The organism is Parabacteroides sp. AF19-14, from assembly GCF_003635485.1.
Classification (GTDB): Bacteria; Bacteroidota; Bacteroidia; order Bacteroidales; family Tannerellaceae; genus Parabacteroides; species Parabacteroides distasonis.
In genome coordinates, this window is sequence record NZ_QTMJ01000015.1 from 101,418 (window position 1) to 122,200 (window position 20,783).

A 20,783-nucleotide genomic window follows, 5' to 3' on the forward strand; every position below is an offset into this window, starting at 1 on the left:
TCATATCATGTTAACTCAGATCATTAATGGAAAGATTCTTACCCCGCAAGGCTGGCTGAAAGACGGGTCGGTATTGATCAGCGACAGTAAGATTTTAGAAGTAACAAACTGCGACTTAGCGGTAGTAGGGGCAACCTTGATAGACGCCAAAGGTATGTATATCGTCCCCGGGGGGGTGGAAATTCACGTGCATGGAGGTGGAGGCCGTGATTTTATGGAAGGCACCGAGGACGCTTTCCGTGCGGCAGTAGCCACGCACATGAAACACGGTACGACGAGTATCTTCCCCACCTTATCCTCTTCTACCATCCCGATGATCCGTGCCGCCGCCGAGACCACCGAGAAACTGATGGCCGAGAAAGATAGCCCGGTTCTGGGGCTTCACTTAGAAGGACATTATTTCAATATGAAAATGGCTGGTGGACAAATCCCTGAGAATATCAAGAATCCCGATCCCGAGGAATATATCCCTCTGTTGGAGGAAACGCATTGCATCAAGCGCTGGGACGCCGCTCCGGAACTTCCGGGAGCGATGCAGTTCGGTAAATATATCACCTCGAAAGGCGTACTCGCCTCGGTAGGGCATACCCAAGCCGAGTTTGAGGATATCTTGACCGCTTATGAGGTAGGTTATACCCACGCCACCCATTTCTATAACGCCATGCCGGGCTTCCATAAACGCCGCGAGTATAAGTATGAGGGAACGGTGGAAAGCATCTATCTGCTCGATGATATGACCGTCGAGGTCGTTGCGGATGGTATCCATGTGCCGCCTACGATCCTTCGTCTGGTCTATAAGATAAAAGGTGTGGAACGCACTTGTCTGATCACGGATGCCTTGGCTTGCGCCGCCAGTGATAGCCAAGTCGCTTTCGATCCCCGTGTCATCATCGAGGATGGCGTGTGTAAGTTGGCCGACCGCTCGGCCTTGGCGGGTAGTGTCGCCACGATGGACCGCTTGATCCGTACGATGGTGCAAAAGGCCGAGATTCCCTTGGAGGATGCCGTGCGTATGGCCTCGGAGACTCCCGCCCGTATCATGGGCGTATCCGATCGCAAGGGAACCTTGCAGCGGGGCAAAGACGCCGATATCGTCTTGTTGGACCGTGACTTGAATGTCCGTGCGGTCTGGGCGATGGGTAAGTTGGTTGAAGGTACGAATAAACTATTCTAAACAAGAACGATTATGTTGACACAAATTATAAATGGCCATATCCTTACTCCGCAAGGTTGGATGAAGGATGGTTCCGTATTGATTAGCGATGGGAAGATCTTAGAGGTAACAAATAGCGACTTGGCTGTGATTGGCGCCAAGGTGGTGGATGCGAAAGGCATGTCTATCGTCCCGGGCTTTGTCGCCATGAATATCCATGGCGGTGGGGGCTTCGACTTCTCCGAATGTACGGAAGAGGCTTTCCATGGTGCGGTAGCTGCTCATCAGAAACATGGGGCCACGACGATATTCCCTACCGTGTTGGCTCCAGAAATCGGGGTGATCGATAAGGCGGTAACTGTATGCGAGGAGATGATGAGGAAAAAAGACGGTCCTATCTTAGGATTGCACATTGAGGGACCGTATTTGAATCCGAAGATGGCGGCGAGTTTATTTATCGATAAGGAGAATCCCGCCGACCCGAAAGAGTATAAAGAGATATTGGAACGTACGGATTGCATCAAGCGTTGGGATTCCAGCCCGGAGATACCGGGTGCGCTTGAGTTCGCCCAATACTTGAAGTCGAGGGGAATCCTATCCGCTATCTCGCATACGGAAGCGGAGTTTGATGATATTAAGACCGCTTACAATGCCGGTTTCACGCATGCGGCTCATTTCTATAACGCTATGCCCGGTTTCCATAAGCGTCGTGAATATAAGTACGAGGGAACGGTGGAAAGTGTTTTCTTGATGGACGATATGACGGTAGAGGTGATCGCTGACGGGCGTCATTTACCCTCTACGATTCTCCGATTGGTCTATAAGCTGAAAGGAGTGGAACGTACTTGCTTGGTTACGGATGCTCTTTCTTGCGCAGCCAACGAGGGTAAGCCGTTATCCGATCCCCGCATTATCATTGAGGATGGCGTATGCAAGTTGGCGGATCATTCCTCATTGGTGGGAAGTATCGCCACGATGGACGTACTGGTACGTACGATGGTGCAGAAGGCCGATATTCCTTTGGCCGACGCTGTCCGTATGGCTTCCGAGACTCCGGCCCGCCTGATGGGGGTAAGCGATCGCACCGGAACCTTGCAAAGAGGGAAGGACGCGGATATCGTGATCTTGGATCGTAAGTTGAATGTGCGTGCGGTATGGAGCATGGGAAACTTAGTTCCGGAGACAAATACATTGGTCTAAGCTCGTTAATAATATAAGGAAGGGACTGTCTTGGCTGGCCGGGACGGTTCTTTTTTATTTTTAGGCGATATAGATCAAACCTTTCGGCTAATAAATTTGTTCTATCAACGTATGGCGAAATCAGTACTTATTTCATATATTTGTGATTCAAGTAAGATTGTAATACTAAATCAATAATTAAACATGAAAACGAACCTTAGTTCTCAAATTACTCTGACGCGTATACCGTTGCGGTATTATCGCCCGGAAAATGCTTTCGAGCATTCAGTTTTAACTCGTTTGGAAAAGATTCCGACAAACATTTACGAATCGGCCGAGGAAGGTTCTTTCGCTATCGCTAAAGAGATAGCAACACAAATCCGTAAAAAACAAGATATTGGTAAGCCCTTCGTGATCGCTTTACCCGGCGGACGTTCTCCGCTAAGCGTTTACAAGGAGTTGATCCGTATGCATAAAGAGGAGAAATTAAGTTTCCGCAACGTGATTGCTTTCGTGGAATATGAGTTCTATCCATTGGCTAATCCCAGCGCCGGAAATCTGGCTCGCCTAAAAGAGGAGTTATTCGATCAGGTCGATATCGATCCTGCGAATATCTATTGCCCGGACGGAAGCATGCCGAAAGACGCTATCCTAGATTTCTGTCGCCAGTATGAGGAGACGATCCAATCCGTGGGAGGTATCGATTGCATGTTGCTAGGTATCGGTAACTCCAGCAATATCATGTTCAACGTGGGTGGAACGACGATCAGCTCGCGTACCCGTATGGTCTTGTTGGAAGGCGCTTCCCGCAAGGAGGCTGCCCGTACGTTCCCTTCGCAGGAGAATGTCCCGGCAGGTATCATCACGATGGGTATCTCTACGATGATGAACGCCCGCAGCGTGATCTTGATGGCTTGGGGCGAGGATAAGGCTAGCATTGTCGCTAAGACCGTTGAAGGCAAGGTTAGCGATGCCGTTCCTTCCAGCTATTTGCAGAATCATCCGAACGCCAAGGTCGTGATCGATCTTTCAGCCGCTTACGACTTGACTCGTATCAGCCATCCTTGGTTGGTGACTAGCTGCGAGTGGGATAATAAGTTGATCCGCCGTGCGATCGTTTGGTTGTGTCAGTTGACGGACAAACCGATCTTGAAATTGACAAACAAGGATTATAGCGAGCACGGATTGGGTGAGTTGTTAGCCCTGTATGGTTCGGCGTATAATGTAAATATCAAGATATTCAATGATATCCAGCATACGATTACCGGATGGCCGGGTGGTAAACCGAACGCCGACGATTCCAATCGTCCGGAGCGTGCTAACCCGTATCCGAAGAAAGTGATCGTATTCAGTCCGCACCCGGATGATGACGTGATCTCCATGGGCGGTACCTTGCGCCGTTTGTGCGACCAACATCATGATGTGCATGTGGCTTACGAGACTTCCGGTAATATTGCCGTAGGCGACGAGGAGGTAATCCGTTATTGCGAGTATTTGCGTGATGTATGTGAGAAATACTCTCCCGACTCGGCCGTGAAGGATAAAGCGAACGAGATCATCAACTACCTGCGTTACGAGAAGGTGGAGAACGGCGAGCCGGAGCGGAAGGATGTCCTCTTTATGAAAGGAACGATCCGTCGGGAGGAGGCCCGTCACGGTTGCCGCTACTCGGGCGTGAAGGACGATCATGTTCATTTCTTGGATCTTCCGTTCTACGAGACCGGATTAGTGAAAAAGAATGATTTGAGTGAGGTCGACAAGGATATCGTAAAGGCCCTGTTGCTCGAGATCAAGCCGGATCAAATGTTTGTCGCCGGTGACTTGGCTGACCCGCACGGAACCCACAAGGTTTGTCTGGATGCCGTACTGGCCGCTATCGACGAGGTGAAAGACGAGGAATGGATGAAGAACTGCCGTGTATGGATGTATCGCGGCGCATGGGCAGAATGGGAAATGGACCATATCGAGATGGCCGTACCTATCAGTCCGGAGGAGTTGCGCTTCAAACGTAACGCTATTTTGAAGCATCAATCGCAGGCCGAGAGCGCTCCGTATCTGGGTGACGACGAGCGTTTGTTCTGGCAGCGTGCCGAAGATCGCAACCGTGCTACCGCGGAGTTGTATCGCCAATTAGGTTTGGCTTCTTATGAGGCGATCGAGGCGTTTGTACAATATATCCCGTTGAGATAATATCTAGCGATAGAATAATCTGAAAGCCCTATCTGATTAAGTTCGGATAGGGCTTTTTGTTTTTGTGTTATTTTTTTCGTGTGGGCGTAAGTAGATCTGTTTCTATGATCGTATATAGATAAAGGAGAAGCCTTGAATTGTCTAATATAATACAAGAAATGTCCACATTGAGCATGAAAGACTATATTATTAAGAACCATGAGTTAGATAAATTTAAGTTATTATATCTGGAGAATGCCCCCAGACTGATCTTTTATGCCTCGAAATATGTGGATAGCGATACGGCGGAAGATTTAGTGCATGATATATTCATCAAGATCTGGCAAAAGAAAGAGATTTATTCCGTGGAAGAAGGCTTGAAGACATACCTATTCCGTTCCGTTCAAAATGCTTGCCTCGATTACCTAAAGCATAAATCAATAGAAATGACTTATGCGGATGAGGTTGCTCGTAGACTAAAGATAGAGGAGATAGGTTATTATAATCAGTCGGATGCGGCGGAGCTGGAGAAAGAGCGTCTGGACTCCGTTTACCGGGAAATAGCCAAGTTACCGGACAGATGCCGAGAGGTTTTTACGTTGGCTTATGTGGACGGGAAGAAATCAGTGGAGATCGCGGGAATGCTAAATATCTCTCAACGTACGGTAGAGGCGCAACTCTATAAAGGATTGAAGATCATACGGAATGTGTTGGCACTTCTGGCACTGGTTTTATTTTTTAGATGAAAATACGGTAGAATACGTAAGTAAAAAGAGGAAACCGGTCGTATATATTATAAATGAAACAGAAAATGGAATCTAATAATTCGATAGAAGAACTGATCATACGCTATTTCCAGAACGAGATTCAAGAGGATGAACTTCGGGTGTTGGATGCTTGGATTCACGAGAGTGACGCTAATAAAGCCCACTTCTTTGAGCTTAAGGGGCTTTTTGACACTCGGAAAGAAGTGGCGTTCTTGAACCATTATTCCGTGGAGCGTAGTTGGGAGCGAATGGCTGGAAAGCTGGATGCGATCTCTGGCGTATCTGTGAAATCCAAGGTCCTTGGCAAACAGTTCTGGCTTTCATTCTTGAGATATGCGGCGATTATCGTAATCGCTATGGGAGTAGGTGTGGGTATGAATCAATGGATAAGCAATCGTTTATATGCCGGCGATATGGAATATAACGAGATCGTAGTGGAAAAAGGCGGACGTGCGAACACGCTATTGCTATCCGACGGCAGTAAGATCATACTCAATGCCTCCACCCGTTTTAAATACCCCACCTCTTTTAATGGAGATGAGCGTGTGGTTCATCTGGAGGGTGAGGCCTATTTCGAGGTTGCGAAGAATCATTCGAAACCTTTCATCGTAAAACTAAAGAACCAACAAATCACGGTACTCGGAACCTCATTCAATATACAGGCTTTCAACGATGATCGCTTTAGCGTCACCACCTTATTAAGTGGTAGTATCCTGTTGGAATCTTTTGACGCTCAAGGACGGAAAATGAGTAGCATGAAGCTAAAGCCGAATCAACAAGCCCGGTCGGATAACCGGACCGGCTCTATTTTCTTGTCAGAGACAGATGCCTCGATCTCGAACGCTTGGGTAGGAGGGAAATATCGTTTCAAGGATGAGACCTTAGTCTCTATCGTAAAACGTCTGGAGAATTACTATGGGGTAAATATCCGCTTGGCGCATGACAGTCTGCGGAACATCCGCTACACGGGAACCTTCTCTTTGGATCAAGGTATACAAGAGGTGTTGGATATTATTAACTCGGAGAAACAATTCACTTTCATGAAAGACGGAAAAGATATTCTGATATCGGCGAGAAGCAAATAACAAAATAATAGATGTATAACCTTAAACATTGGAATTGCCTATGACAAATACTTGATCACAAAAAAAGAATCGGGACTGACACCACTCACCCCCGATCCTTATTCGTTCTTAATTTATGAATCACCTTTCTCGCCAGTCCGCTGAAACCGTGCGATCGAGGTAAGTCCTTAATAAAAAAACATTTACAAATTTATGGAAAAAGTTTGGAATAGTGATGATCTATTACCTAAAAAATTTAAATCAATCATGAAGATCACATTGCTTTTTTTAATACTGGGTATATTGCATGTCTCGGCGGATACCTATGCGCAAAAAGCTCAAGTTACGGTAGAAGTAAAGAACGGGACGTTCTATGATGTCGTCTCGGAGATTGAGAAACAGACCGAGTTCATGTTTTTCTATAAGAGCGAGGATATCGATAATAGTAAGCAGGTGGATATACAGGTGAAGAATCGCCAAGTCACCGACGTGTTGAATGAGTTGTTGAAAAACACGAACTTGACCTACCGCATATCAGGTAAGCACATCACGATCTTGAAGAAAGACGCCGTACAGCAACAAAAGAAAAAGATCTCCGGTACCGTTACGGATCCGGATGGCATACCGGTTATTGGGGCCAATGTTGTGATTAAGGGTACGACGGTCGGTACCGTTACGGATCTGGATGGAAAGTTTAGCTTGGATGCGGCTAATAACGATATCCTGTCATTTTCCTATATCGGCTATGCGGAGCAAGAGATCGAGGTAGGGAATCGTACACTGTTTAACGTGAAGTTGGCCGAGGATTATAAAGCGCTTGAAGAGGTCGTCGTCGTTGGATATGGTACGATGTTGAAACGAAACTTATCAACTTCAGTGGGTTCCGTAGACTCGGAGAAGTTATTGGAGCGCCCGAATGCCACGAACGTATTCCAAGGATTGGCCGGAAAGGTAGCGGGTGTTAATATCGCCTTAAATTCTGGTGCGCCGGGTGGTAGCCCTGCGATAAAAATCCGTGGTATCGGTTCTTTGAATTCTTCCAATACACCGCTATATGTGGTCGATGGTGTGGTTGGCGTGGATCCGGACCAGATTGATCCGAATATAGTTCAGTCTATCGATATCTTGAAAGACGCTACTTCCTCTTCTATTTATGGTGCGAGAGGTGCGAATGGTGTTGTGGTGATAACAACGAAGGAAGGTAAGAAAAATACAACGAATATCTCGTATAATACCGTTTTGTCTGCCGGAACGTTAGCTCGTAAAGTCGATGTCTTAAATGCGGAAGAGGCTTTGGATGTATTCAAGCGTGCTTATGAGGCTCAACCGGGACGTATCGCTCCCCATCTGGATCCGAGCAATATGTTTACGCATAAGAATGACCTGTTCAATCCGGACGGGACTCCGAAATATGATACGGACTGGCAGGATGCCGTAACCCGTACGGCTTTTTCTCATCAGCATTCACTTAGTTTCTCCGGAGGAAGCGATAAGCTGACCGCTGTGGCGAATGTAAGTTATAAAGATAATCAGGGTATTATGTTGGAGACTTATAAACGTCAGTTGAACGCGTTTATCAATGTAGGATGGGATTTGAAAGAATGGTTCCATTTACAGGCCATGTTGAATGTAGGATCTAGTAATGCCCGAAACTCGGAGAATGCGATCTCTCGGTATACATTGGAAGCATTGCCGTTCCTTCCTATCCAATATGAGGATGGTACCTATTCCCGTAAGGGGGATTATCCCGGTGCGGAAGATACGGAGAACCCCGTGAGGATTTTAAAGGAGCGTAAGAATATCGATAAGAATCAGTACACGTTGGCTAATGTGATCGGTACGTTTAAAATTACCTCTTGGCTAAAGTTAACGACTAGCTTCAGCCGTCAAGATGGTTCTTATATCAATTCATCTTATAACCCGAGTACCTTATTCGGCTATGGAGATACTCAAAAGGGTAAAGCGGAGAAAGCACATCGAAATACGATGTCGTGGACAAATGAGGACTACTTGACTTTTGATAAAAGCTGGAATAAGCATAACTTGAATGTCGTAGCGGGAGCTAGTTGGTATTACTCAAAAACAGAGAAAAGCGAGCTAGGGGCCGAGAATTTCTTCGATGATTATTTTGAGTATAATAATATGGGAGTCGGCACCGTACGTTCTAAGGTTGGCTCAGACTATACGGATAATAAGATGAATTCTTACTATGCCCGTATCAACTATAATTTTGACAATCGTTACTTATTGGGCGCTTCTTTCCGTGAGGATGGTTCTTCTCGTTTTGGCTTGAATAACCAATATGGTTTCTTTCCTTCATTCTCGGCCGCTTGGCGTGTATCCAATGAGAATTTCTTCGAGAACGCAAAAAAGGTGATTGATGATATGAAAGTCCGTTTGAGCTACGGTACGGTGGGTAACGCAGAAATCGGTGATTATGCGTCTATGGCACGTTATGAGAATAAACGCCTTCCTTTTGGCAAGGATATGACGACGATCGTTACGTTGAAAAGTATGGCAAATCCGGATTTACGCTGGGAGAAATCCAGACAACTTGACGCGGGTATCGATTTGAGTTTCTTTAATGGGCGTATCGAGTTTATGGCGGATTATTATCATAAGATTACGACTGATTTATTGTATGAGCTACAATTGCCTTCTAACTCAGGATATGAGAAGACTATGACAAATTTGGGTAAGATCCGTAATCAAGGTCTTGAGATGAGCTTGAATACACGCAATATCCAAAGCCGTGATTTCTTATGGACTACCTCTTGGAATTATACGATGAACCGCTCGATGGTACTGGATATAAATGATAATATTATCGGTAAGTGGGGAGGACGCATTGAAGAGGGACATCCTTTAAATGCTCTTTACGGCTATGTTCGCCTAGGTACATGGGGTACTGATGAGGCGGAAGAAGCCGCTAAGTATAATAAGAAACCCGGCGATATCAAGTATTGGGACAAGAATGGTAATGGAATGAAGGATGGCGAAGACCAAGACTATATCGGAAATGGCGCTCCTAAATTCGAGATGAATATGACAAATACATTCTCGTGGAAAGGCTTCACGTTTATGTTTGATTTGCAATGGGTATATGGTAATAAGTTGATTAACTTCACTCGCCAGTTGATGGGTAACCGTGTGACATTCTCCAATGCTTATGCGGACATTCCGGTGAACGCTTGGACGCCGGAAAACCAAAACACGATGGTGCCTAGCTTGCGCCTTCCGGGAGATGGATATGAGAATGACGTAGATTCTTGGAGTTGTGAGCCGGGTTCGTTCTTGCGTTTACGTAATATCGGCTTGAAATATGACTTTAGTTCTCGTATGCTTTCTGCCGCTCACATCAAGAGTTTATCCTTGGGATTCAATGTGGAGAATGCGTTCTTGATTACGAACTATTCTGGTAGTGACCCGGAGGTAACGAGTTATGATGCTGTATTTGAGCAGGGAGTGGATTTTTATACCTATCCCAAACCTCGTACGTACTCATTTACTTTAGGTGTTAATTTCTAATTATTTAATCTTTACTTCGTAAAAAACTAAGATATGAAAAATAAAGCGCATGTATGGATGTGTGGCTTGCTTTCTGCGACAATGGCTTTTACATCCTGTACGAATTTTTTAGAGGAAGACCCGAAAACCTTCTTGAGTCCTTCTGAATATTATACGACAGAGAACCAGATAAAGGCGGCTGTGGATGGCACTTATGACGGGCTTGATGATCTGTTGAGTTCCGACCTCGAGATTGCTACAGTTCACCTTTTTAACTTGGAATATCTTGTAGGTACTAGTTATCGTCCTCGTGCGGCCGGTAATGAGCAGAACCAGTTCTTATTGCTTTCCGGTTTGGAAGAGAGTAACGGCATTATTCGTAACTTCTGGAAGGCTACTTTCTTTCCTTTGGAAAACTGTAATAGCGTGATTCAAAATGTTTCCGCTACGGATATTATTAGCGAGAGCCAGAAAGCGAAGTATCTGGGAGAGGCTTATTTCTTGCGGGCATATTACTATTTCCAAGGGGTACAATTATTCGGGGATATCCCGTTGAAGACGGAACCTACGGTAGACCTGAATACGGTGAAGATCCCAAGGTCTCCTAAGGAAGATATTTATAACCAGATCGTGGAAGACTTGAAAAAGGCGGAGCAGTCCGGGCTGGATTGGAGTGATAAAACAGGCCATGTCTCTATGGGAGCGATCAAGACCCTTTTAGCTAAGGTTTATTTGACAATGGCAGGTTATCCGCTTCAAAAAGGAAATGAGTATTATCAATTGGCTTACGAGAAAGCCAAGGAGGTTATTGATAGTGGAGCCTTTAGCTTGTTCGCTGATTATAAGGATTTGCGTGCGTCAGAGAACGAAAATAGTGGTGAGCATATTTTTATGATCCAGCGTGAGGCGCAAGATGCCGGGGCTCCTTTCCATTTTGGCCTTTTGCCTTATCCGGAACAACCGATTTCCATTACTCCGGCTTATGGGGGTGGTTTGGCTCCTCGTAAAGAGTTTTATGAAAGTTATGATGACCAAGATATTCGTAAACGGAATGAGGTGTTTTTCTATACTTCTAAACCCAAATATGGTGATCCGGAAACAACGATTACTTTGGACGTTCCTTATTTATGCAAATATTGGGATGAGAATGCCGAATCTACAGGAAAGAGTGGGGCGAATATTCCGGTTTACCGTTATGCGGACGTTCTATTAATGTGTGCGGAGGCAAAAGCTACCTTGGATGGTGGATCTACTTCCGACGCTATAGCTGTGGATGCTTATTTCCAAGTTCGTCACCGTGCGTTGCCCAATGAGGCGAGACCGACTTCAATCACGGTTGATCAAGTATTGAAAGAGCGTGCGTGGGAACTCTGTTATGAGTTTACAGGATGGTATGATATGTTGCGTACTCACCGTGCGTTTGATCCGGTATCGAAGCAAATGGTTGATTTATTCGGCTATCAGGCGGTTAATCATACGTATCCGTTTAAAGAATCGGATTTGGTTTTCCCGGTACCTTTGCGTGAGAAAGAACTGAACCCTCTGCTTGGTGAGGATGTCGTTCGCTAAAAGTAAGCGGGCGATTCTCTAGACTAGAGGTGTGTGGAAGGATATTACTATCCGTAGTAATCCGGATTATTATCCATGATAAATACGATTACTATTGATAGTAATATTTTTTAACACGGTATATATTATTCATCACAAAAAATTAGAGAAGAGAGAAATAGAGATGAAAAGATATGTTTTGTTTGTCTGTTTGTTTTTATCAGGCCTTGCAGGAGTATATGCTCAGTCGATAGCTCCGTTTCAGAAAGGAGATCGGATCGCCTTCGTGGGAAACAGCATTACTTGCGGTGGTCATTATCATTCATATATCTGGCTATACTATATGACCCGTTTTCCGGATCAACGCATCGATATCTTTAACGAGGGAGTAGGTGGGGATGTAGCCGAGATGATTTACCAGCGGTTGGATAAGGTTTTCGAACATGAGCCTACGGTGGTGACGCTATCTTTTGGCATGAACGATGTCGGCTATATGGATTTTCGGAAGCCGGGGGCGGATACGATCGCCCGGAACCGGGTAGAGAAAGCTTGCCGGGATTATGCCCTTATCGAGGAGGTCTATAAGAAGTATCCGGAGGTGAGGAAAATCTTGATCGGAAGCTCTCCTTATGACGAGACTTCTCGTTTCAATAAGGTCGCTTTCCCGGGGAAGAATACGCCGATCTTGGAGATCGTGGATTTCCTGAATGCCCGTGCCCGGGAGAATCAATGGGGATTCGTGGATTTTAACCGCCCGATGGTAGCGATCAACCAATGGGAGCAAGCGGAGGATTCCATGTATACCTTATGCGGGAAGGATCGTATACATCCCTCTACGGACGGGCATCTGGTCATGGCTTATCTCTTCTTGAAGGCGCAAGGTCTGGCCGGTAAGCCGGTAGCCGATATCCGGATAGACGGAGCGGGGAAAAAGGTGACTCGCTCGGATAATTGCCGTGTCTCGGATTTGTCTGTTTCCTCGGATAACCTTACTTTTACGTACGAGGCGAAATCGCTTCCGTATCCTATCGATACCTCTTATTATGATAATGAGAAACATACGCAGGCAGATGCCTTGAGTGTTATCCCTTTTATGGATGAGATGAATTATGAGGGATTGTCCGTGAGCGGTTTGTCGGATGGATATTACGGGTTGACGATCGGTGGGGAGTTTATCGGTCGTTTTACGGCGAGGGAGTTGGAGCGAGGTATCAATATGGCTCTTCTTCAGAATACCCCGCAGTATAAACAAGCGATGAAGATCCGCCAGATGAACGAGGAACGCTGGTTGAAAGAGCGTAAGATGCGTGAATTTTATTGGGTGGAATATAACTTGATGCGGAAGACGGGCATGCTTTGGGCCTGCAACGAGGCTGCCGTGGATACCTTGCGCAAATACCGTCCCCACGACATCTTCTTGCAATGGAACGGCGACCTTTGGCTACAATACATGCACAAGGGGATTCGTGAGGATTGCGTGAATGAGCAACAGGATCTGGTTAACCAGATCTATGAGCAAAATAAACCAATCCCCTTGCGAATAGAGATCAAGAAATTTACAGACTTGTAGAGACGGGGCGTGCCCCGTCTCCCACCGACTGGAAGTATTCTAAATGTGAATTAATAGTACATATTATATGAAAAAGAAACTAGCGATATTCGTATTAAGCCAATTCTTGTTGGCCGGTTGGGCAGATGCCCAACAAGCCTATTTCATCGATGGCTATCATGGCGGTATCTACGGGCATTACCCGGTGGGGCAGACCGCCTTTATCGCCCAGAAATTAAGGCAGAATCCCAACTGGAATATCAATATCGAGATCGAGCCTGAATCATGGGAAGTCGTACGGCAACGAGACCCTGAAGGTTACGAGGCTTTCAAGCGCTTATTTAAGGATCAATCCGTGGAGAGTGGGCGGATCGAGTACGTAAACCCGACCTATGCCCAAAGTTATTTCTTCGGAACATCAGGCGAGAGCGCTATCCGCCAATTCGAATATGGAATGCGGCTAATCCGGAAACATTTCCCCGAGGCGGTATTCACCACCTATTCGGCGGAGGAGCCTTGCTTTACCAGTTGCCTGCCTTATATATTGAAGTCATTCGGCTTCTCGTATGCCTCTACTAAGAACCCGAATACGATGTGGGGTGGCTACGTAAGCGCCTACGGAGGTGAGTTGGTGAATTGGGTAGGGCCGGATGGTACGAGACTTACCACCGTCCCCCGTTACGCCTGCGAGGATTTACAACCCGGCTCTTGTTGGCAGTCCATCTCGTGGTTCAATACGGAGGACTACATCCATAAATGCTTGGATGCCGGCATCCAGCACCCGGTCGGCATGTGTATCCAAGATGCCTCATGGAGCCATGGTTGGGATAAAGGCCCTTGGCTGGGACAGGATACGACGGGCTATTATACGCCGACCGCCTATAAGACTTGGCGGAATTATATCCAAGACTGTTCCGTCGGGACTACTCAGGATGATTGGCATTTCTCGCAAGAGAATGTCCTAGGTGGCTTGATGTGGGGAACGCAGGTCATGCAGCGTTTGGCCGGAGAGGTACGGGTAGCCGAGAACGCTATCGTCCGTGCGGAGAAAATGGCGGCTTACGCTCGCTTATACAAAGGCATGGAATGGCCGACTGAACGTATCGATGAGGGATGGCGCACGCTTCTATTGTCGCAGCATCATGATTGCTGGATCGTTCCTTACAATCGATTACAAGGGAAAAAGACATGGGCGGAGACGGTTACGGATTGGACTGGGGTGACCAATCAAAACAGCCGTCAGATAATTGATAACGCTTTGTCCTTATTGAAAGAAAAGGAAGGTGAATCCACGGTGTACGTATATAATACCTTGGCTACCGACCGGAATGAATTGGTGGCGGTGGAAGTTCCCGTCTCATGGAGAAACTCGGATTGGGTGGTTCTTGATAAGCAAGGAAAGAAACAACCGGCTCAATGGTTGACGGAAGACGGCATTTCAAAACTCCTGTTCCGTGCGCAAGTCCCCTCGGCCGGTTATGCCTCTTATGCGATCCGGAAGGCAGAGGATAAACAGTCCGGAACCTTGAAAGCTGAGAGACAGAAAGACGGTACGTTTCGCATGGAAAATGATTTATACACCTTGGTGCTAACCCCCTCTAAAGGAGGTGTAATAGAAAGCTTGAAAGCGAAAGCCGTACGAGGCAAGGAATTCGTGGATAACCGGAATGAACGTGGGTTCAATGAGCTTCGGGGATATTTTATCGATGAGGGCGGTTTCCTTTCCAGTATGGATCAACCAGCTGAGGTGAGCGTGTTGGAGCAAGGGCCTTTATTCGTGAAGGTCGCCGTGAGAGGTAAGATCGGAAAGTACCCGTTTACCCAAACGATCCGGTTAACGCAGGGAGAGCCTCGCATCGATATGAGTGTTAAACTGGATTGGATAGGAAGCCCCCGTATTGGTGAGCCGGGTATCGAATTCCGTGCGGATAATCCTCGTAAGTCATTCTATGACGACCGTTACAAACTTCTGGTGTATCTGCCTACCCAGATCGCCAACCAACAGATTTATAAGGACGCTCCGTTCGATGTTTGCAAGAGCCGGTTGGAGAATACCTTTTTCAATCGTTGGGATAGCATCAAGCATAACATCATCTTGAATTGGGTGGATGTAGCGAGCAAGGATAACTCTTGTGGTCTGTCATTATTCACGGATCATACGACCAGTTATGCGCATGGTAAGGATTTTCCATTGGCCTTGAACGTACAATACGCTGGTAAAGGCTTGTGGGGCCGGGATTATATCATAGACCGTCCGACCGAGATCTCGTATGCCTTGATCCCTCATGCCGGAACTTGGGAGAAAAGCCGTATTTGGACACAAAGCGAACGACGCAATGAGCCTTTGGTCGCGACCTTGGGCGGCGATGCTACCTTGACATCCGGTTCCCTTTTCCGGATAGAGAATAATGCCTACGAGTTGGTCTCCATGGTCTATAAAGGTAATGACCTTTACATCCGCCTATTCAATGCCCAAAGCGATGCCTCCCCTAAAACGATAACCTTCCAAGGACGAGACGTGAAAGCGAGCTTGGTGGAATTGGATAACCGTCTGGTTGAGGACTTAACCGTCACCGAGAAGAAAGGCGCCAGTTCAATGCGTCTCTCTATCCCTCGTTACGGGATAAGGACATTAAAAGTAAGCTGTAAGAATATCTAATGTAGAGACGGGGCATGCCCCGTCTCTCTTTATCCCTAATTAATCCCCGTTTCTCTTGCCTCTTTCGGTGGAAAGATGTTATTTTGCATCCCGAATTAAAAGAATAGGCGTTATGTTGAAATTCTTCAAGACATGGACACTCCCTATCTCCATGTTAGCGGGTGCGATAGGGTATTTTGTTCTCGCCAATGTTACTTTTCTGGAGCCTGCAAAGCCGTTCATGTACACTTTAATAGCGTATCTGACGCCCTTTTTGATTTTTGCGCAGTTGCTCTTAACCTTCTGTAAGATCTCTGTCCGGGAATTGATGCCCAGCCCTTGGCATGGTTGGCTATTGCTTATCCAAGCGGTTTCCAGTTTGGTGCTTGCCGCCTTATTGCTCTGGCTGCCAATGAGAGAGGAATACCGGGATGTGTTCGAGGGAGCGATGGTCTGCCTGATTTGCCCAACCGCTACGGCGGCCGCCGTGATTACGGGTAAATTAGGGGGAAGCGCCTCTAGTCTGACTACTTATACCTTATTATCGAATCTATTGGCAGCGATTGTCGTGCCGTTGGTCTTCCCGTTAGTGGAGCCGCATGCCGAGATTACTTTCTTCGCCGCATTCTTGAAGATCTTGGGAAAAGTCTTCCCATTGCTGTTATTCCCGTTTTTCCTCGCTTTGTTCTTGCGTAGATTCATGCCGCCTATCCATCGCTTCCTTGCGGGGCTTCGGGATATGGCCTTTTATCTCTGGGCCGTCGCTCTAGCTATCGTGACCGGGCAGACCGTGAAATCCTTGGTTAATAGCGAGGCGGAGATTTATGTAGAAATCCTGATCGCTTTAGGCGGCTTGATAACCTGTATCGCGCAGTTTTATTGGGGAAAGCGCATCGGCACGAAATACAATGACCGTATTAGTGCCGGACAAGCCTTGGGACAAAAAAATACCGTGTTAGCGATCTGGATGTCTTACACCTATTTGAACCCCTTGTCTTCTGTTGGCCCGGGAAGCTATGTCCTGTGGCAAAATATTTTCAATAGCTATCAGCTGTGGAAAAAGAGGAAAAATGAGCTAGAATAATAAATGCGACCCGGAAAAAGGCGGCACACCGAAATAACGATGGAGCCGCCTCATTAATTTTCTTTCCTATCCTCTTATCAGTAAATTGAAGCAAATCCCAAATATGAAATAAGCTACATAGCAGAAAACGGAAACACCTAGGGAAACAAGCAGTTGTTTCATGAAAGACTTTTCCTGCCGCATATAATTGTAATTGAATGTAGCGCCCACAAAACCGAATACGGCGCCGATCAATCCCCCTAAAAAGATGAGTAACACAGGCAGTCCGCCCACGATATACTCTCGGGTAGACAACCGCTCCTCCAAATCGATTTTCTGTCCACGGAATACAGCGACGTGAACAAAGTCAAAGCCATAGACAATCTTTATCTCTTCCTTTTCCCCATTGGTATTAGTCACATAGTATTTCGGATTGAATCGTCCTTGTCTTTCGATTTCTCTGCCGTCTTGATATAAACGCTGCTTAAAAGGGCCGTACTCCAATTTCAAATCGCCTTGTACGCCTTCCAACGTAAAATTTAACTCTCTCGCCATACTTGTTTGTTTTAGAATTAAGTCTATTTACAAAGATAAATAAAAGCTTTGATTTCCGTTGCTCATGAATTCTTTATTTATACATTTCTTCATCCGCAAAAAGCCTTGACTACATCAAGCAACATTGGCCTTCTTATGCGTATCAAGTCCTATAAGTTTAGTTTTATTCCTTATATTTGCGAATACGTTGAATGATAGACTCTCTGTAATATGATAACAACAATTGCCCCATGGGGTATGAATTGTTGATTTGGGCAAAACGTGGTGAATTACATGGAACAGCGTTCGTTACGCTTTGAAGCTATAACCATCATATATTTATCTTAATTGCAGGATATACGTTTACGGGGAAAACTTATTGGCTCAAAGGTGATCAAGTTGTCTATTTCAGTATAATAATTATTCATACTTATGGAAAAGGAACAAACGAATGAAAATAGTTGGGAATTTCATCTGACAGATAAGATCGCCCATCTTTCCAAAATGACCTTGGAAATGCATACGGAGTTTTGGCTTAGTACACTCCAGACATGGTTTCATGGCTATCAAACACCCGAAGAGTATAAAGCGACGATTTGGGGGAGGGAGGTAGACCTATGCATCTCCATCGCTCCCTTGGAGACACCGACCGAGAAATTACCTATCATTGAAGAGAAATCGGCAAAAGGTAAGAATGAGCTGCTTCCCTCGGAACAGTAAGCCTACGTAGACGAACTCAAAAAGAAGATAAAAGCTCTCAAAAAACTCCTGCCGCCCAAGGTGGACGAAGCGTTAGAGCAACGCTATTTGGATTACATGAACGCCGAGAGGATTAAGGCAATCATTCAAGACTGTACCAAGATATGGAGCAATCCGGATTTGCCCGTTGAAGAAAAAATCAGTCAGCTCATTCCTTATAAAATTGAATTATATGACCTTGTGCGTAATGTCCAACTGCCGGATGATTTGATGCGTGCGGATACGAATATTTCAATTACAATGGCCACCATTCAATTCTTTGCACAAAGCGTAGAGAAAAATGCGAAGAAAAACAAAATAAAAACACCCAAGCAGGTACGTCAATTAGTGAAATTTACCAATGACATCATTACTCGCATGGATGAGGGTCAGAATAAGCTAAACGGCGTTGAGCGAGATATGACTAAGGAAGAGTCTAAAGCCTATGATGCTTATCTTGATATAAAGATTGGAGCAAGGTCTGCCCTTCACTCGTTTGAAAAACGATTGGAGTTATACGAGCGACTTTGGGAAATGCCCTCGGTTTCTATCGGTACTAAAATTGAATGTTTGAATGAGACCATTAAACTAATTAGGAAGCAATGCGGTAAAAACTTGGAGCCCCGTTGTCCGCACGAATCCCTTATCCGGAAACATCTGAAAGCTATTAGTGGCTATATGAATAGGCTGGAAGAGGAAGGGGAAGCGATATGGCAATTGCGCATGGCCGACGAATTGCTCCCGACAGCAAACGCATGGCGGGAAGATTGTGAACTTCCGGCATTGTCCAGAGAGGAGTTTGCCCTCCAAGTAGAATTGCAATCTGTTCATATAGAGACCAAGGAGAAAGAAAACGGCTCCATCCATTACGAACTGGAGCTTTTTTTCCAAGACACGGAAGACACTTTCGCCGGCCACTTCCTATATGCTGATATTGAGGACCATGAGGTGAAGGAGATAACGTTAATGGGATAGTTACATTCTATGTTTGTCCACAAGGATTTGCAAGGTAAAGTCTCTTTACGATACTTTTGGGGCCCGTTCGATTGTAAGCAGGCTCCTTTTTTTGTCGATACCTCCTGCGTATCCGGTTAAGCTGCCATCGCTGCCTACGACACGGTGGCAGGGGATGATGATACTGATCGGGTTATGGCCTACCGCTCCTCCGATCGCTTGTGTAGACATGCTCGGGATACCTTTTTGCCGGGCGATTTCCCCGGCGAGCTCCTTGTAGGTTACGACTTCGCCATAAGGTATTTTGCTCAATAAGTCCCATACCGCAAGTCGGAAAGGCGTATCCTCCAGATGGATAGGAGGGGTGAAGCTGGGAATCTTACCCATGAAATAGCTATCCAGCCACTCTTTGGTTAACTCGAATATCGGCAGTTCTCTTTCTTGATGTTCCGCCGATAAAGTGGTGGCAAAATATTTTTGCCCGTCGAACCATAATCCTGTCAGGTGGTCACCATCGCTAGCTAGGGTTATTTCTCCTAAGGGAGATCGATATTTGTCGGTGTATTGCATGATGTTTATCAAATAAGGGCGTAAGTTAGAAAAATTTTCGAAAGTAGCCAATATCTAAGGGCGGAAATGAGATAAGGAATCCTACTTTTATTTATATTTGCATAGTGAAATTTCGTGAACGGATAATACTTCAACATTTTTAAACAATGATAAAATTATGATCTTAAGTAGAAATTTATCAGAGGCGTTCAATGCCCAAGTTAATGCGGAGATGTGGTCTTCGAATTTGTATTTGTCAATGTCCGTGTATTTCCAGAAAGCAGGGTTGAACGGTTTCGCCCATTGGATGAAGAAACAAGCGGCTGAGGAATTGGAGCATGCTCATAAGTTGATCGATTACGCCTTGGATCGTGGCGGCGATATTACGATCGGCCAGATCAACGTGGTTCCGACAGGCTGGGGAAATCCGTTGGAGGTATTCGAGCATGTTTACAAACACGAGTGCTATGTATCAGAGTTGATCGACAAATTGGTTGATATCGCCGAGGCTGATAAGGATCATGCTTCCCGTGATTTCTTGTTCTGGTTCGTACGCGAGCAAGTAGAGGAAGAATCTACGGCTAAAGAGATCGTGGATCAATTGAAGAATTATGGGGAATGCCATTACGCCATTATGGATCATAGATTAGGAAAGAGATAATAAATTTCCGTCGAGAAATATAAAAAGGCTGTATCTTCACCGGACACAGCCTTTTTTGTTGTATTTTTACCCGGTAAAGTCAGTAAGGAATACTTAAATAGATAAATAGAAAATATAAATATGAGATTAAGCGATGTATGGTTTACGGCTCTCTCGGAAAACGAGTCAGGGCAAATAATTACCGTTTACGGGCGGGACGAGTTGAATGAGTTCACCGAATCCGGTAAGTTCAAGGAACGTGTCGAGATCACTTGGAAATACGAGGGAGATGGGAGAGGCCTTCCTAGCGATGACCTTGGCGAGAAAATGGAGGCCGTGGAGGAAGCGCTTCGTAAGGCGATGGAAAAGAAAGACAAGCTGGCTATCCTAACGGGTGTCTATACCGGAGGAGGAGAGAAGGTCTGGGTGTTTTACACACGTACCGTGCGTGTATTCGGCGAACGCTTGAATGAGGCCTTGGCTCCTTTCGAGTTACTGCCCATCTCTATTTATACCGAGATGGATCCGGATTGGGAAGAATATAAGGATATGTATGAGATGAAAGAGTGGGCGGTGGATTGAGATCCTGTGCTTCGAGTTTGGCGTGAAAGGTATCTTTTTGATTGAAATACCTTCTTTTTTACGACACGGCTCTTTGGCTATAAAAGCCAGCGAGCGTAAACGGGGAGCGCGAACAAGCTGCCACCACCGCTTTTTAACACGATAAGCGT

General features: G+C 45.8%; 16 protein-coding genes. 14 read left to right on the top strand and 2 right to left on the bottom strand.

What is annotated here, in order from left to right; translation table 11 throughout:
- The first annotated feature begins 7 nt into the window (after positions 1-7).
- The 10 genes from nagA (DWX33_RS15300) to DWX33_RS15345 all read left to right on the top strand — a co-directional run bounded on the left by nagA (DWX33_RS15300) (position 8) and on the right by DWX33_RS15345 (position 16,658).
- The gene (gene nagA, locus DWX33_RS15300) at positions 8-1,174 is read left to right on the top strand and encodes an N-acetylglucosamine-6-phosphate deacetylase (RefSeq protein ID WP_036617327.1); all 1,167 of its coding nucleotides are present in this window, start codon (positions 8-10) and stop codon (positions 1,172-1,174) included.
- Between the two features lie 12 nt (positions 1,175-1,186).
- Positions 1,187-2,353 carry an N-acetylglucosamine-6-phosphate deacetylase gene (nagA, locus tag DWX33_RS15305; protein ID WP_005865895.1) on the top strand — a complete coding sequence of 389 codons (1,167 nt, stop codon included), beginning with the start codon at positions 1,187-1,189 and terminating at the stop codon, positions 2,351-2,353.
- A gap of 183 nt (positions 2,354-2,536) precedes the next feature.
- On the top strand, positions 2,537-4,522 hold the full coding sequence (locus DWX33_RS15310; RefSeq protein WP_005861744.1) for a glucosamine-6-phosphate deaminase: 1,986 nt from the start codon (positions 2,537-2,539) through the stop codon (positions 4,520-4,522).
- A gap of 158 nt (positions 4,523-4,680) precedes the next feature.
- The gene (locus DWX33_RS15315; RefSeq protein ID WP_008778039.1) at positions 4,681-5,247 is read left to right on the top strand and encodes an RNA polymerase sigma-70 factor; all 567 of its coding nucleotides are present in this window, start codon (positions 4,681-4,683) and stop codon (positions 5,245-5,247) included.
- Positions 5,248-5,312: 65 nt separating this feature from the next.
- Positions 5,313-6,353 carry a FecR family protein gene (locus tag DWX33_RS15320; protein ID WP_199713310.1) on the top strand — a complete coding sequence of 347 codons (1,041 nt, stop codon included), beginning with the start codon at positions 5,313-5,315 and terminating at the stop codon, positions 6,351-6,353.
- A gap of 246 nt (positions 6,354-6,599) precedes the next feature.
- Positions 6,600-9,860, top strand: coding sequence for a TonB-dependent receptor (locus tag DWX33_RS15325; RefSeq protein ID WP_233570187.1), 3,261 nt, complete (start codon positions 6,600-6,602; stop codon positions 9,858-9,860).
- A 33-nt stretch (positions 9,861-9,893) separates the two neighbouring features.
- The gene (locus DWX33_RS15330; RefSeq protein WP_087344283.1) at positions 9,894-11,408 is read left to right on the top strand and encodes a RagB/SusD family nutrient uptake outer membrane protein; all 1,515 of its coding nucleotides are present in this window, start codon (positions 9,894-9,896) and stop codon (positions 11,406-11,408) included.
- 163 nt (positions 11,409-11,571) lie between these two features.
- Positions 11,572-12,957: an SGNH/GDSL hydrolase family protein gene (locus tag DWX33_RS15335; protein ID WP_233570188.1), complete on the top strand. Its 1,386-nt coding sequence runs from the start codon at positions 11,572-11,574 to the stop codon at positions 12,955-12,957.
- Between the two features lie 67 nt (positions 12,958-13,024).
- Positions 13,025-15,595 (top strand): glycoside hydrolase family 38 C-terminal domain-containing protein, encoded by a 2,571-nt coding sequence (locus DWX33_RS15340; protein ID WP_122380633.1) that lies wholly within the window; start codon positions 13,025-13,027, stop codon positions 15,593-15,595.
- 112 nt (positions 15,596-15,707) lie between these two features.
- A complete protein-coding gene (locus tag DWX33_RS15345) occupies positions 15,708-16,658 on the top strand; it encodes a transporter (RefSeq protein WP_122380634.1) in 951 nt (316 codons plus the stop codon).
- 66 nt (positions 16,659-16,724) lie between these two features.
- Here DWX33_RS15345 and DWX33_RS15350 read toward each other — a convergent pair whose 3' ends face one another.
- Positions 16,725-17,192 carry a hypothetical protein gene (locus DWX33_RS15350; RefSeq protein ID WP_008774080.1) on the bottom strand — a complete coding sequence of 156 codons (468 nt, stop codon included), beginning with the start codon at positions 17,190-17,192 and terminating at the stop codon, positions 16,725-16,727.
- Between the two features lie 411 nt (positions 17,193-17,603).
- On the opposite strand from DWX33_RS15350, the gene DWX33_RS22915 reads away from it, so the two are divergent.
- Together DWX33_RS22915 and DWX33_RS15355 are read left to right on the top strand one after the other, a co-directional pair.
- Positions 17,604-17,891 carry a hypothetical protein gene (locus DWX33_RS22915; protein WP_233570189.1) on the top strand — a complete coding sequence of 96 codons (288 nt, stop codon included), beginning with the start codon at positions 17,604-17,606 and terminating at the stop codon, positions 17,889-17,891.
- 60 nt (positions 17,892-17,951) lie between these two features.
- Entirely contained in the window at positions 17,952-18,884 is a 933-nt protein-coding gene (locus DWX33_RS15355; RefSeq protein ID WP_233570190.1) for a DUF2262 domain-containing protein, read from the top strand.
- Positions 18,885-18,929: 45 nt separating this feature from the next.
- On the opposite strand, the gene DWX33_RS15360 is transcribed toward DWX33_RS15355, so the two are convergent.
- Complete coding sequence (locus tag DWX33_RS15360) at positions 18,930-19,433, bottom strand: methylated-DNA--[protein]-cysteine S-methyltransferase (protein WP_122380635.1); 504 nt, start codon at positions 19,431-19,433, stop codon at positions 18,930-18,932.
- Between the two features lie 157 nt (positions 19,434-19,590).
- Between DWX33_RS15360 and DWX33_RS15365 the strand changes: the two genes are divergently transcribed.
- Entirely contained in the window at positions 19,591-20,073 is a 483-nt protein-coding gene (locus DWX33_RS15365; RefSeq protein WP_005861772.1) for a ferritin, read from the top strand.
- A 120-nt stretch (positions 20,074-20,193) separates the two neighbouring features.
- On the top strand, positions 20,194-20,634 hold the full coding sequence (locus tag DWX33_RS15370) for a DUF695 domain-containing protein (protein WP_122380636.1): 441 nt from the start codon (positions 20,194-20,196) through the stop codon (positions 20,632-20,634).
- The last annotated feature ends 149 nt before the right edge of the window (positions 20,635-20,783 follow it).

Coding starts and splice junctions, on each gene's coding strand:
- DWX33_RS15320 (WP_199713310.1), top strand. CDS start 5,313: ATGGAATCTAATAATTCGATAGAAGAACTGATCATACGCTATTTCCAG.
- DWX33_RS15360 (WP_122380635.1), bottom strand. CDS start 19,433: ATGCAATACACCGACAAATATCGATCTCCCTTAGGAGAAATAACCCTA.
- DWX33_RS15310 (WP_005861744.1), top strand. CDS start 2,537: ATGAAAACGAACCTTAGTTCTCAAATTACTCTGACGCGTATACCGTTG.
- DWX33_RS15315 (WP_008778039.1), top strand. CDS start 4,681: ATGTCCACATTGAGCATGAAAGACTATATTATTAAGAACCATGAGTTA.
- DWX33_RS15340 (WP_122380633.1), top strand. CDS start 13,025: ATGAAAAAGAAACTAGCGATATTCGTATTAAGCCAATTCTTGTTGGCC.
- nagA (WP_036617327.1), top strand. CDS start 8: ATGTTAACTCAGATCATTAATGGAAAGATTCTTACCCCGCAAGGCTGG.
- DWX33_RS15345 (WP_122380634.1), top strand. CDS start 15,708: ATGTTGAAATTCTTCAAGACATGGACACTCCCTATCTCCATGTTAGCG.
- DWX33_RS15330 (WP_087344283.1), top strand. CDS start 9,894: ATGAAAAATAAAGCGCATGTATGGATGTGTGGCTTGCTTTCTGCGACA.
- DWX33_RS15365 (WP_005861772.1), top strand. CDS start 19,591: ATGATCTTAAGTAGAAATTTATCAGAGGCGTTCAATGCCCAAGTTAAT.
- DWX33_RS15325 (WP_233570187.1), top strand. CDS start 6,600: ATGAAGATCACATTGCTTTTTTTAATACTGGGTATATTGCATGTCTCG.
- nagA (WP_005865895.1), top strand. CDS start 1,187: ATGTTGACACAAATTATAAATGGCCATATCCTTACTCCGCAAGGTTGG.
- DWX33_RS15335 (WP_233570188.1), top strand. CDS start 11,572: ATGAAAAGATATGTTTTGTTTGTCTGTTTGTTTTTATCAGGCCTTGCA.
- DWX33_RS15370 (WP_122380636.1), top strand. CDS start 20,194: ATGAGATTAAGCGATGTATGGTTTACGGCTCTCTCGGAAAACGAGTCA.
- DWX33_RS15350 (WP_008774080.1), bottom strand. CDS start 17,192: ATGGCGAGAGAGTTAAATTTTACGTTGGAAGGCGTACAAGGCGATTTG.
- DWX33_RS22915 (WP_233570189.1), top strand. CDS start 17,604: ATGGAAAAGGAACAAACGAATGAAAATAGTTGGGAATTTCATCTGACA.